This is a genomic window from Kitasatospora purpeofusca (assembly GCF_042691725.1).
Lineage (GTDB): Bacteria > Actinomycetota > Actinomycetes > Streptomycetales > Streptomycetaceae > Kitasatospora > Kitasatospora purpeofusca_B.
This window is the reverse complement of sequence record NZ_CP170483.1, coordinates 5406722-5420041: the sequence shown is the minus strand read 5'-3', so window position 1 is coordinate 5420041 and position 13320 is coordinate 5406722. Positions and strand designations below refer to the sequence as shown.

Annotated in this window: 9 protein-coding genes; 3 read left to right on the top strand and 6 right to left on the bottom strand. The window is 72.6% G+C overall.

Features of this window, described 5'->3' with window-relative positions; all coding sequences use genetic code 11:
* Positions 1-89: 89 nt before the first annotated feature.
* Together ACFCLZ_RS23275 and ACFCLZ_RS23270 are read left to right on the top strand one after the other, a co-directional pair.
* The gene (locus ACFCLZ_RS23275) at positions 90-3665 is read left to right on the top strand and encodes a CDP-glycerol glycerophosphotransferase family protein (RefSeq protein WP_380278878.1); all 3576 of its coding nucleotides are present in this window, start codon (positions 90-92) and stop codon (positions 3663-3665) included.
* 210 nt (positions 3666-3875) lie between these two features.
* Entirely contained in the window at positions 3876-6404 is a 2529-nt protein-coding gene (locus ACFCLZ_RS23270; protein ID WP_380278876.1) for a CDP-glycerol glycerophosphotransferase family protein, read from the top strand.
* On the opposite strand, the gene ACFCLZ_RS23265 is transcribed toward ACFCLZ_RS23270, so the two are convergent.
* The 6 genes from ACFCLZ_RS23265 to ACFCLZ_RS23240 all read right to left on the bottom strand — a co-directional run bounded on the left by ACFCLZ_RS23265 (position 6389) and on the right by ACFCLZ_RS23240 (position 11933).
* Positions 6389-6883: a 2'-5' RNA ligase family protein gene (locus tag ACFCLZ_RS23265; RefSeq protein WP_380278875.1), complete on the bottom strand. Its 495-nt coding sequence runs from the start codon at positions 6881-6883 to the stop codon at positions 6389-6391. The two genes, ACFCLZ_RS23270 and ACFCLZ_RS23265, sit on opposite strands and share 16 nt — an antisense overlap.
* Before the next feature lie 56 nt (positions 6884-6939).
* Positions 6940-7935: a tryptophan--tRNA ligase gene (gene trpS / locus ACFCLZ_RS23260; protein ID WP_380286248.1), complete on the bottom strand. Its 996-nt coding sequence runs from the start codon at positions 7933-7935 to the stop codon at positions 6940-6942.
* 75 nt (positions 7936-8010) lie between these two features.
* Positions 8011-9336 carry a hemolysin family protein gene (locus tag ACFCLZ_RS23255; RefSeq protein ID WP_380278873.1) on the bottom strand — a complete coding sequence of 442 codons (1326 nt, stop codon included), beginning with the start codon at positions 9334-9336 and terminating at the stop codon, positions 8011-8013.
* Between the two features lie 82 nt (positions 9337-9418).
* Positions 9419-10411, bottom strand: coding sequence for a malate dehydrogenase (locus ACFCLZ_RS23250; protein WP_380278871.1), 993 nt, complete (start codon positions 10409-10411; stop codon positions 9419-9421).
* 202 nt (positions 10412-10613) lie between these two features.
* A complete protein-coding gene (locus ACFCLZ_RS23245; RefSeq protein WP_380278870.1) occupies positions 10614-11033 on the bottom strand; it encodes a DUF3017 domain-containing protein in 420 nt (139 codons plus the stop codon).
* Between the two features lie 45 nt (positions 11034-11078).
* A complete protein-coding gene (locus tag ACFCLZ_RS23240) occupies positions 11079-11933 on the bottom strand; it encodes a bifunctional methylenetetrahydrofolate dehydrogenase/methenyltetrahydrofolate cyclohydrolase (RefSeq protein ID WP_376086055.1) in 855 nt (284 codons plus the stop codon).
* 563 nt (positions 11934-12496) lie between these two features.
* Between ACFCLZ_RS23240 and ACFCLZ_RS23235 the strand changes: the two genes are divergently transcribed.
* On the top strand, positions 12497-13264 hold the full coding sequence (locus tag ACFCLZ_RS23235; RefSeq protein ID WP_380278868.1) for an RDD family protein: 768 nt from the start codon (positions 12497-12499) through the stop codon (positions 13262-13264).
* The last annotated feature ends 56 nt before the right edge of the window (positions 13265-13320 follow it).

The following is a 13320-nucleotide window of genomic DNA, read 5'->3' as shown; positions in this document are numbered from 1 at the left end:
GATCGACGGGCACGTACGCACCGATCAAAGTGCGGCCAGACCCCGAACCGGGCTGCCACGCTCCTTCCAGAGAAAGGCCTGCGTAGCCGATGGCTCCCCGCCTCTCCATCGTCGTCCCGATCTACAACGTCGAGCGCTATCTCGTGGAGTGCCTCGACTCGATCGCCGCCCAGACGTTCACGGACTTCGAGTGCGTCATGGTCGACGACGGTTCGAAGGACAACAGCGCCGCCCTCGCCGAGGCGTACGCCGCCAAGGACTCCCGCTTCCGGCTGGTCCGTCAGGTGAACAAGGGCCTCGGCGCGGCCCGCAACACCGGCATCCGGCACATCGACCCGGACGCCGAGTTCCTCTGCTTCGTCGACAGCGACGACTCGATGCCGCCCAGCGCGTACGAGCTGATGATCAACACGCTGGACGAGACCGGCTCCGACTTCGCCACCGGCAACGTGCTGCGGTTCCGCGCGATCGGCTACTACCAGTCCGGCGGCCACAGCCGTCCGTTCTCCCGGACCGTGCTCAAGACGCACGTGACCGAGATCCCCTCGCTGGTCACCGACCGCACCGCGTGGAACAAGGTCTACCGCCGCTCCTTCTTCGACGCGGCCGACCTGCTCTACCCCGAGGGCATCCTGTACGAGGACGCCCCGGTCAGCGTGCCGCACCACTACCTCGCCAAGAGCGTGGACGTGCTCTCCGAGCCGATCTACCACTGGCGCGAGCGCGAGGTCGGCGAGATGTCGATCACCCAGATGCGCACCAACCCGAAGGGCCTGGTCGACCGCGTCACCTCGGTCGAACTGGTGCGCGCCTGGCTGAAGAAGCAGACCGAGCCGCGCTTCGCCGAGTACCTGAGGTCCTACGACGAGAACACCCTCGTCGAGGAGATCCCGATGTTCTTCTGGTCCGTCGTGGACGGCGACAAGGAGTACCGGGACGCCTACATCCGCTGCGTCAGCCGGCTGCTGCGCGCGATCGGCCCCGAGCAGGTCAAGAAGCTGCGCGCGCCGCTGCGCCTGAAGTACCACCTGACCCTTCAGGGCCGGATCGACGAGTTCGTCGAGCAGATCAAGTACGAGGGCGAGAGCAACGGCGGCGTCATCGCCAAGGGCCTGCTGCGCCCGTACGCCGACTACCCGTTCCTGCGCGGCGGCCGCAAGAGCGTGCCGCCGGGCCTGCTCAGCCTGCGCAACTCCACCGTCATCCGCAGCCGGCTCTACGAGTCGCACTGGGAGGGCGGCCGGCTGCGGCTGAGCGGTCACGCGTACCCGGAGCAGCTGGGCGCGGCCAACAAGCACGACATGGTCCGCACGCTGGTGCTGCGCGAGGCCAAGGGCCGCCGGGTCATCGCCGTGCCGATGAAGACCACGTACAGCCCCGAGGCCACCGCCACCAACCACCACGACCTCTACAACTGCGACTGGGCGGGCTTCACCGTCGCCGTCGACCCGGCGAAGCTCAAGCACCGCGGCCAGTGGAAGGACGGCAACTGGCGCGTCCTGGTCGCCGGCGCCGGAAAGGGCGGCGTCTACAAGGGCCGGATCTGGGCCGGCTGGGCCGACAGCGCGATCTACCTCCCCTCGTACTGGGTCGAGCCGGACGTGCGGATCGTGCCGTTCGTCCGCGACGGCAGCGTCTACCTGCGGGTGGAGAACGTGCGGGTCCGGGTCACCGGGCTCACCGCGCAGGGCGGCACCGTCGAGGTGTCCGGTGCGGCCCGCTCCGGCGTCCGGCTGGCCGGGGCCCGGCTGCGGCTCACCCACGTCGAGTCCGAGCGCGAGCTGTCCTTCCCGGTGTCCGCGGGCACCGCGGCCGGCGGCCACCAGTCGTTCCACGCCTCATTCCCGATCGCCGAGCTGACCGCGGTCCGCGAGAGCTGGGCCGAGCTGGACCCGGTCGCCGAGGAGCGCGCCCGCGACCGCTGGGACAGCACCCTGGTGCTGGGCGACGGCACCGTCGTACCGCTGGCCTGGGACGACCGGAACGCCCCGGAGCAGCTCAACCTGGTCCTCAACCCGGGCGCCGAGCCCGAGCTGCGGCGCGCGCTCTACACCAAGCCCTCCCCCGGCGGCTACCTGCAGTTCCTGGACCAGCTGCTGCAGCCGATCGTGCACGAGGTCACCTCGCGCGGCGCGGACGGCTTCCTGCTCAGCGGCACCTTCCCGCTGCCCGGCACCCACCGCTGGGAGATGGTGGTCCGCCACCACTGGGGCGAGGAGCAGCACATCTACCCGGTGGAGATCGCGGACGGCCGGTTCCGCACCGCGCTGCCGGCCGTGCCGACCGCGTCCTTCGCGGGCAACGTGCCGCTGGCCCAGGGCGGGTGGAACGTCTCGTTCCGTCCGGTCGGCGTCACCTTCAACGAGGACATGGCCTCCTACGCGCTGATCGCGCCCGAGTGCTGGGACACGCTGCCGCTGGAGGTGGAGGCCCGCGGCAAGCGGATCGTGCTGGAGCGCCGCCACCACGACGGCCTGCAGCTGGAGTCGGAGAACATACTGCTTCCGGAGGAGCGCAGCGGCTGGCGCCAGCGCCAGCTGCGGACGGTCGACTACCCGGCCGGCCGCCGGCTGCCGCTGCGCGACACCGTGCTCTACAACGCCGCGCTCGGCGGCCTGTACGCGGACTCGCCGCGGGCGATCCACGAGGAGCTGGTGCGCCGCGGCCTGCCGCTGGAGCACCTGTGGGGCACCGACGACCTGCAGGCGGACCTGCCGCAGTCGGCGGCCTCCGTCCGGCTCTGGAGCCCGGAGTGGTTCGAGGCGCTGGCCACCGCGAAGTACATCGTCACCAGCGCGCACCTGCCGGACTTCTTCGTCCGCCGGCCCGGCCAGATCGTCCTGCAGACCTGGCACGGTTCGCCGCTGAAGCAGCTCGGCCACGACTTCGAGAAGGTCTGGTTCACCGACGCGCACTACCTGAAGGGCCTCGCCCAGGAGGTTCCGAACTGGAGCATCCTGCTGGCCGGCAGCACCTGGGCGGCCCCGGTGCTGCGCCGCGCCTTCGACTTCAAGGGCGAGATCCTGGAGAGCGGCCTGCCGCGCAACGACGTGTTCTTCTCGCCCGACAAGGAGAAGACCGCCGAGCGGGTGCGCGAGCAGCTCGGCCTGCCCGAGGGCAAGAAGGTCGTGATGTACGCGCCGACCTGGCGCGAGGACCGGCGCCGGCACTACGGCGGCTACCAGCTGAACCTCCAGCTGGACCTGGCGGCGGCGCAGGCCGCGCTGGGCGACGACCAGGTGCTGCTGGTCCGCCGGCACACCAACGTCCGCGAGCAGATCGAGAGCGCCGGCAACGGCTACGTCTGGGACGTCAGCAGCTACCCGGACATGAACGAGCTGCTGCTGGTCACCGACGTGCTGGTGACGGACTACACGGCGTCGACGTTCGACTTCGCCGCGACCGGCAAGCCGATCCTGTTCTTCACCTACGACCTGGCGCACTACCGCGACAACCTGCGCGGCTTCTCGCTGGACTTCGAGGCGGACGCGCCCGGCCCGCTGCTGGCCACCTCCGAGGAGCTGGTCACGGCGCTCGGCCGGGTGGACGAGGTCGCCGCCGAGTACGCCGGGAAGTACGCGGCGTTCCGCACGAAGTACTGCGACCTGGACGACGGCCACGCCGCCGCCCGGGCCGTGGACGCCATGCTGAGCCGCGAGGCCTGACCGGCCGCCCGCCGGTGCCGGAGGCGCCCGACGCGAACACCGCGCCGGGCGCCTCCGGCGTTTTCCGGCCCGCCTTTCACCCGGCATTCCGGAATTTCGAACTGACGTTTCCGAAGGGAACTCACTGGCTAATTGGCATTGCATTCCCAAATTGACCTCGGATGCTTTTCCGGGTGAGATGGAAATTCTCGCCGAGAAAGGTCCGTGGAAATGGCTGTCCTCACCCGGTTCGTCCTCCCGCACGCCGCGCCCCGCTTCCGCGACGCCCGCTTCGGCGCCCCGCTGCCGGGCGAGGAGGAGAACGCCGCCTTCGGACTGCTGCGCGCCCGCTGGACCGGCCGCGGCCTGGAACTCACCGGCTTCGCCCGCCCCGACGACCGGTCCACCGCCCGCCCCGGCTCCGCCTGGACCTGGCTCACCCTGCGCCGCGACGACCGCCAGGAGCCGGTCCACGTCCCCACCCGCCCCCGGCGGCTCCCCGAGATCACCGACGACAGCTCCCAGCCCGAGCACAACCACGACTGGGCCGGCTTCACCGCCCTCGTCGAACCGCGCCGGCTGCGCGCCGCCGACGGCTGGCTGCTCGGCGACTGGAGCGTCGAGGCCACCCTGTTCACCCTCGCCCGCCCCACCCGGCTGCGCCGCCAGTACGGCGGCCTCGCCCCGCACTGGTGCGGCTCCGGCGAGTACCCGCCCGCGCGCTGGGTGGACCACGACGTCCGCCTCCTGCCGCACTTCGCCGACGGCCGGCTCGCCCTGCGGCTCGAACGCCCCGCCGTCCGCCTCACCCGGGCCGTGCCCGCCGCCGACGGGATCGGCCTGCACCTCGCCAGCGCGGACCCCGGCCAGGCCCGCACCGTCCTGCGGCTGCGCCACCGCGAGAGCGGAACCGTCCTCACCGAGCCCGCCCACCGCACCGGGCGGACCGTCACCGCGCGCCTGCCGTACGCGCTGTTCACCGCCGAGGGCCGCGGCGCCGACGAGCTGGAGCACTGGGACGCCGAGCTCGTCGACCCCGACGGCGCCGTCGAGCAGCTCGTCCTGGACGAACGCGGCGCGCCGGTCACCGGCCAGCACCCGCTGCCCGGCGCCGAGGACCGGGTGCTGCACCTCAAGCACCTCGCCGACGGCCGGCTCCAGCTGTGCGTGCGGCCCGCCGCCGGCTGGATCGAGCGGCTCACCCCCCGGGCCGGCGGCTTCGAACTCGCCGGCCGCTGCCCCGCGCCCGGGCCGCTCGACCTCGTCCTGCGGCACAGCGGCAGCGGTACCGAGGTCCGCCACCCGGTCGAGCTCGGCCCCGGCCAGCGGTTCACCGTCCGGCTGCCCGCCACCCGCACCGGCTCCGACGGCACCACGCTGCCGCTGCGCAAGGGCCTGTGGGAGGTGGCGCTGCACCCCGCCGGCCGCCCGGGCCCGGCCCGACCGCTGACCGCCGCGCCCGCCGTGCTGGCCGCGCTGCCCGCCGCCACCCTGGCCGGCGGCAAGCGGATCGTGCTGGAGCGCCGCTGGCACGACACCCTGCTGCTGGACTCCACGCCCGTCCTCAGCGCCACCGAGCGCAGCGCCTGGACCCAGGCCCGCCAGCGCACCGCCGGCTACCCCGCCGCCCGCCGCGAGCCGCTGCGCGAGGCCGTGCTGTACGACGTCTTCGGCGGCCGCGGCTACGCCGACTCACCGCGTGCCGTGCACGCCGAACTCGCCCGCCGCGGCAGGCCGTTGGAGCACCTGTGGGTGGTCGACGACGCCCAGGCCGAGCTGCCGCCCGGGGTCCGCGCGGTCCGGGTCTGGAGCCCCGAGTGGTACCGGGCGCTGGCCACCAGCCGCTACCTCGTGGGCAACACCCACTTCCCGGACTTCCTGCAGCGCCGCCCCGGCCAGGTCGTCGTCCAGACCTGGCACGGCGCCCTGCTCAAGCGGATCGCCCACGACGTCGACAACCCCTGGCTCGCCGACCACGGCTACCTCGCCGCCCTCGACCGGGAGACCCCGCACTGGAGCCTGCTGCTCTCCCCCAGCCCCTTCGCCACCCCGATCCTGCGCCGGGCCTTCCGCTACCGGGGCGAGATCCTGGAGTCCGGCTACCCGCGCAACGACGTGCTGGCCCGCCCCGACCCGCGGCGGGCGGCCGCCGTCCGCCGCCGGCTCGGCATCCCCGAGGGCCGGCGGGTGGTGCTCTACGCGCCGACCTGGCGGGAGGACCGGCCGCGCCCCGACGGCGACGGCTTCCGGCTCGACCTGCGGCTCGACCTCGGCCGGGCCCGGCGGGCGCTCGGCGACGACCACGTCCTGCTGCTGCGGCCGCACGCGCACGTCCGCGAGCCGCTGACCGGCACCGGGGACGGCTTCACCGTCGACTGCGCCGACTACCCGGACGTGCAGGAGCTGCTGCTGGTCGCCGACGTGCTGGTGACCGACTACTCGTCGATCCTGTTCGACTTCGCCATCACCGGCCGGCCGGTGCTGTTCTTCACCTACGACCTGGCGCACTACCGGGACAGCCTGCGCGGCTTCGCCTTCGACTTCGAGGCCCAGGCGCCCGGCCCGCTGCTGGACGACTCGGCCGCGCTGGTCGCGGCGCTGCGCGAACTCGCCGACACCGGGGGCGCCGTGCCCGCCGGGTACGCCGAGCGCTACCGGCGCTTCCAGGAGGTGCACTGCGCGCTGGACGACGGCGCCGCCGCCCGCCGGGTGGTCGACCGGATGCTGGCGCTCGGGCGTGCCGGTCAGGAGAAGCCGTAGGCCCGCCAGGGCCGCCAGACCTCGTCCGCGTCGAACCGCGAGAGGCCGAACCCGGGGACCGGGAAGGCCGCGTGGAAGGACCGGGCCTGCTCGAGGGCCTGGTCCAGCACGTCGTCCGTGAGCCCGTGCGCCACGGTCACGTGTGGGTGGTACGGGAAGGCCAGCTCCCGGGCCAGCGGGCCGGAGCGGATGTCCGCCTCCAGCAGGCGGCACTCCCGCTCGCCCTCCTCGACCCGGACGAACACCACCGGGGAGACCGGGCGGAAGCTGCCGCTGCCGCGCAGCACCATCCGGAACGGCCGGTGCGCGGCGGCCACCGCCGCCAGGTGCTCCTCGATCTTCGGCAGCGCCTCGGCCGGCACCTCGGTGGGCGGCAGCAGCGTGACGTGCGTGGGTATCGACCGGGCCAGCGGATCGCCGTGCCCGGCCCGCGCGTCCTGGATCGCCACGCCGTACGGATCCGGGACGCTGACGGACACGCCGATGGTGAGGGTCTCCGGGAGACCCTCACCACCGGGCAGGCTCGTCAGCGGAGTCACCGCTTGGCGGCCGGGAGGAAGCCGATCCGGTCGTACACCTGGGCCAGCGTCTCGGCCGCCACCGCGCGGGCCTTCTCGGCGCCCAGCGCGAGGACGCGGTCCAGCTCGGCCGGGTCGTCCAGGAAGCTCCTGGTGCGCTCCTGGAACGGCGTCACCCACTCGGAGAACAGGTCGGCCAGCTCGGTCTTCAGGGCCCCGTACATCTTGCCCTCGAAGTGCGCCACCAACTGCTCGATCGACTGCCCGCTGAGCGCGGAGTGGATCCGCAGCAGGTTGGAGACGCCGGCCTTCCCCTCCTCGTCGTAGGAGACCACGGTGCCGGTGTCGGTGACGGCGCTCCTGAACTTCTTGGCGCTGGCCTTCGGCTCGTCGAGCAGGCTCACCAGGCCCTTGGTGGAGGACGCGGATTTGCTCATCTTGATGGCCGGGTCCTGGAGGTCCTGGATCTTGGCCGTCTCCTTGAGGATGTACGGCTTCGGGACCGTGAAGGTCGGGCTGTAGCGGGTGTTGAAGCGCTCCGCCAGGTCGCGGGTGAGCTCCACGTGCTGGCGCTGGTCCTCGCCGACCGGGACGGCGTCCGCCTGGTACAGCAGGATGTCGGCGACCTGGAGGATCGGGTAGGTGAACAGGCCCACCGAGGTGCCGGCGGTGCCCTGCTTGGCCGACTTGTCCTTGAACTGGGTCATCCGGGAGGCCTCGCCGAAGCCGGTGAGGCAGTTCATCACCCAGCCCAGCTGCGCGTGCTCGGGCACGTGGGACTGGACGAACAGGGTGCAGTGCTCCGGCTCCAGGCCCGCGCCGAGCAGCTGGGCGGCGGAGATCCGGGTGTTCTGGCGCAGCGTCGCCGGATCCTGCTCGACGGTGATCGCGTGCAGGTCGACGACCATGTAGAAGGCGTCGTTCTCCTTCTGCAGGTCGACCCACTGGCGCACCGCGCCCAGGTAGTTGCCGAGGTGGAACGAGCCGGAGGTGGGCTGGATGCCGGAGAGCACCCGGGGACGGTCCTTGACCGGACCGGTGACCGCTGCGTTGACCATGCGCGCCATTGTTCCAGTTCCACCGACCGGTCAGGAAACCTCCGGCCCCGGCGGTCGAGCCAGTGTGACCGCACTCACCCCGACCCGGGCGATCCGCCGGCCCTCCAGCTTGGCCACCGTGAGCAGCACTTCCACGCCGGGACCGGCCGGGATCCGCACCCGGTCGCCGTCGGCGGGCAGCCGGCCGAGCGCGGCCACCAGACAGCCGGCCACCGTCTCGTAGGGGCCCTCGGGGAGGGTGACGCCGGTCTCCTCGGCGAAGTCGGCCAGGTTGAGCAGGCCGTCGAGCTCCACCCCGCCGCCGGCCAGCCGCCGGGTGGGGGCGGGCTCGGGCGTGTCGTACTCGTCGCGGATCTCCCCGATCACCTCCTCCACGAGGTCCTCCAGGGTGACGATGCCCGCGGTGCCGCCGTACTCGTCGACCACGATCGCCAGGTGGTGGCCCTCGCGGCGCATCTCGCCCATCGCCTCCAGCACCCGCTTGGTGCCGGGCAGCAGCTTGACCGGGCGCGCCAGGTCGCGGACCTTGGCGGCCCGTTCGCCGCGCGCGCCGTACAGGTCGCGGACGTGCACGAAGCCGGTCACCGCGTCGTAGCTGCCCTCGATCACCGGGTAGCGGGAGTGCGGCGAGGAGTCCGCCTGGGCGCGGACCTCGGCGAGCGGGCGCTCGGCGTCCAGGAAGGTCACCTCGGTGCGCGGGACCATCACCTCGCGCAGCTGGCGCTCCCCGGCGGCGAACACGTCGGCGATCAACGTCCGCTCGTCGCTGCCGAGTTCGGTGTTGGTGGCGACCAGGCCGCGGAGCTCCTCGGAGCTCATCGAGCCGCGCCCGGCGCTCGGGTCGCCGCCGAACAGCCGGACCATCAGATCGGTGGAACGGCCGAGCAGCCAGATCGCCGGGCGGAGCACCACCGACATGACGTCGACCACCGGGGCGGCCAGCACCGCGATGGCATCGGCCCGCTGGAGGCCGATCCGTTTGGGGGTGAGCTCGCCGAGCACCAGCGAGACGTAGCTGATCACCAGGGTGAGGCCGACCAGCGCGGTGGCGTCGGCGACGCCCTCGGAGAGCCCGGCCCGCACGAACACCGGGGCGACCTTGCCGGCCAGCGTGTCGGCGCCGAACGCGGCGGAGAGGAAACCCATGCAGGTGACGCCGACCTGGACGGCCGCCAGGAAGCGGTTCGGGTCGGCCGCGAGGTGCGCGGCCCGGGCCGCCCGCCGGGTGCCGCGTGCCTCCAGCGTCCGGATCTGGCCCTCGCGCAGCGAGATCAGCGAGATCTCCGCGACGTTGAACAGGCCGCCCAGGACGATGAAGACGAGGACGAGCGCGGCGTCCTCGATGGTTTCGTTCACAGCGGGTCAGTGTAGGACCGCGGCCCGCCGTCCCCCGGGAAGGGGACGACGGGCCGTCGTGGGGCGCTGGGGGCGCGGCGGCTCAGATGAGGCCGAGCTCCTGGACCGCGTCGCGCTCCTCGGTCAGCTCCTTGACCGAGGCGTCGATGCGGGCGCGCGAGAAGTCGGAGATCTCCAGGCCCTGGACGATCTCGAACCGACCGTCCTTGGTGGTGACCGGGAAGGAGGAGATCAGGCCGGCCGGGACGCCGTAGGAGCCGTCGGAGACGACGCCCATGGAGGTCCAGTCGCCCGCGGCGGTGCCGTTGACCCAGGTGTGCACGTGGTCGATGGCGGCGTTGGCGGCCGAGGCGGCCGAGGAGGCGCCGCGGGCCTCGATGATGGCCGCGCCGCGCTTGGCGACGGTCGGGATGAAGTCGTTCTCCAGCCAGGCCAGGTCGCTGCCGACGGCCTCGAAGGCCGGCTTGCCGGCGACCTCGGCCTGGAAGATGTCCGGGTACTGGGTGGCGGAGTGGTTGCCCCAGATGGTGACGCGCTTGATGTCGGAGACCAGGGCGCCGGTCTTGGCGGAGAGCTGGCCGACGGCGCGGTTGTGGTCCAGGCGGGTCATCGCGGTGAAGCGCTCGGCCGGCACGTCCGGGGCGTTGCGCTGGGCGATCAGGGCGTTGGTGTTGGCCGGGTTGCCGACGACCAGGACCTTGATGTCGTCCGCGGCGTGGGCGTTGATGGCCTTGCCCTGCGGGCCGAAGATGCCGCCGTTGGCCGACAGCAGGTCGCCGCGCTCCATGCCGGCGGTGCGCGGACGGGCGCCGACCAGCAGCGCGACGTTGGCGCCGTCGAAGGCCACGTTCGGCTGGTCGGTGATGGTGATGTCGCGCAGCAGCGGGAACGCGCAGTCGACGAGCTCCATGGCGGTGCCCTCGGCGGCCTTGAGACCCTGCGGGATCTCCAGGAGGCGCAGGTTCACCGGGACGTCGGCACCGAGCAGGTGGCCCGAGGCGATGCGGAAGAGCAGCGCGTAGCCGATCTGGCCGGCGGCTCCGGTGACGGTGACGTTGACGGGGGTGCGGGTCATTTCTACCTTCTCCAGCAAGATCGCCAGGTGCCCCAGGCACGTTCGGCGCGCCGGAGCCGCGGACGGTCTCTCGACATCGAGAGAACCGGCGTCAGGGTATCGCAAAGGGAAGCGTACGCCTCGGGCGAGGTCGTGACTGGTTGGTCACAGACGATGACGGCCCCCGCCCGGAGCCCGGGCGGGGGCCGTTCGGCGGCACGCGCTAGCGGCGTGGCCGCCCGATCAGCTGGCCGATGTTGTCCAGCAGCGGGAACTCCAGCCACGGGTTGGGCTGGGCCATCAGGGTCAGCAGCACGATCGAGACGCCCAGGAAGGTCAGCACGATCACGTCGGTGAAGCGGCTGCGCACCGCCAGCATGCCGACCTCCGGCAGCACCAGCCGCAGCAGCGCCCCGAGCAGCACCCCGCCGCCGACGATCAGCAGCCCGTACTTGAAGCCGTCCTTGAAGTCGGCGAACCAGGTGACCGCGAGACCGGCGCCGACCACCAGCAGGACCACCGTTATCGGCCACTGCCGGACCGGCAGCGCGTGGTCGCGCCCGAGCGCGGCCGCCGAGCCCTCGGGGGGGATGGTGCCGGTGGTCTTGACCGGCCTGCGCCGGGTCCGCCGCGGTTCGGTCATGGCTTCCCGTCCTTCGGGATCGTCGTTCGTCGATCGGGGGGTGGGTCAGACGCCGGCGCGGCGCTCGGCCGCCACCACGATGTTGTTCAGCAGCATGGCGCGGGTCATCGGGCCGACGCCGCCGGGGTTCGGGGAGATCCAGCCGGCCACCTCGGCCACGCCCGGGTGGATGTCGCCGACGATCTTGCCCTCGCTGCGGCTGACGCCGACGTCCAGCACGGCCGCGCCGGGCTTGACGTCCTCCGGCTTGACCAGGTGCGGCACGCCGGCGGCGGCCACGATGATGTCGGCCTGGCGCAGGTGGTGGGCGAGGTCACGGGTGCCGGTGTGGCAGAGGGTGACGGTGGCGTTCTCGCTGCGGCGGGTGAGCAGCAGGCCGATCGAGCGGCCGACGGTGACGCCGCGGCCGACCACGACCACCTCGGCGCCGTCGATCGGCACGTCGTGGCGGCGCAGCAGTTCGACGATGCCGAGCGGGGTGCAGGGCAGCGGGCCCTCGATGCCCAGCGCGAGGCGGCCGAGCGAGGTCGGGTGCAGGCCGTCCGCGTCCTTGTCCGGGTCCATCAGCTCCAGGACCGGGTTCTGGTCGAGGCCCTTGGGCAGCGGCAGCTGGACGATGTAGCCGGTGCAGGTCGGGTCGGCGTTGAGCTCGCGGACGACGTTCTCGACGTCCTCCTGGGTGGCGGTGGCGGGCAGCTCGCGCTGGATCGAGGCGATGCCGATCTCGGCGCAGTCCCGGTGCTTGCCGTTGACGTACCAGCGGCTGCCCGGGTCGTCGCCGACCAGGACGGTGCCGAGGCCGGGCACCACGCCCTTCGCCTGGAGGGCCGCCACGCGGGCGGCGAGTTCGGACTTGATCGCGGCCGCGGTGGCCTTGCCATCGAGAATCTGGGCAGTCATGGATCCATTCTCCCGGATCGGCGCCGGCTTCCGTGCCACCGGTCCCGGGCCGGAGGGGGCCGGCGGCACAGCGGCGGCCCGGGCCCGCGGCCAGGTGGCGGCCGGGCGGTGGCGGGGCCGGGCGGGAGGTGGACGAACGGGTACGGAACGTCCGGGTCGCATTGCGGTTGCGCCACAGTCCGGCGCGACGCGCGGACCCGGCTGGACAGGGCCCCGCCGGGCGTTCGACGATATGCGGGCATTCCCCGCCGCATCCGGCCCGGTGACGGGCCGACGGACAGACCCGGCGGGGGCGTACCCGGGGGAAGAACGAAGTGAGCCGACCAGACCACGCCGCGCCGACGAACGACCGACGACGCGGCACGCCCCTCACCGGCGGGCCGTCCCGGCTTCCGTTCGTCCGGCTCCCACGGCCCTGAGCGGGGCCGCGCACCCGGTCGCGCCCGCTCCCGGTGTCAGTGCGCTCCGCTAACGTCCCGTCCGACCGGCCGTGCGATCCGCCGGTCCGTTCCGGGTCCTCCGCTGTCCCGTCCCCACTTGTCCCCATCTGCCCGGAGGCATCGATGAGCTACCCGCCCGACCCGAACAACCCGTACCACCAGCAGCCGCCGCAGCAGCCCCAGCAGCCGCCGCAGCCCCCGCCCGGCTACGGCTACCCGCAGCAGGCCCCGCAGGCCGCGGGGTACGGCTACCCGCAGCAGGCCCCGCCGGCCGCCGGGTACGGCTACCCGCAGCAGCAGCAGGCGTACGGGTACCAGCCGATGCCGGGCACCATCCAGGCGAACAACGGCTACATCAACATCGCCCAGCTCGGCCCGGTGAAGATCGCGTCGATGGGCCAGCGCTTCGTGGCGCGGCTGATCGACGGCCTGGCGGTCGGCGCGGTCATCGCCCTGGTCATGGCGCTCGGCCTGGCCGGCTCGCTCGGCATCGTCAAGGACACCGACGACTGCTCCCAGTACTCCTACGGGACCGTCTCCTACGACGACTGTCTCCAGCAGCAGACCGACGCCGCGACCGGCCTCGTCGCCACCATGATGATCATGATCGGTGTGCTGGCGCTGTTCAACCTGCTCTACGAGTGGCTGATGGTCTCCTTCGTGGGCGCTACCCTGGGCAAGATGGCCATGGGCCTGCGCGTGGTCAAGGAGAGCAACGGCCAGACCCCGGGCCTGGGCGGCGGCTTCATCCGCTTCATCATCCCGATCGTCGGCGCGTTCCTCTGCTACATCGGCGCGCTGCTGGTCTACCTGTCGCCGTTCTTCGACAACTCCGGGAAGCTGCAGGGCTGGCACGACCGTGCCGCCGGCACCGTGGTGATCAAGAAGTAACGCGGACGACGGAGCGGCCCGCCCCCTCGGTGGAGGGGACGGGCCGCTCCGTCGTT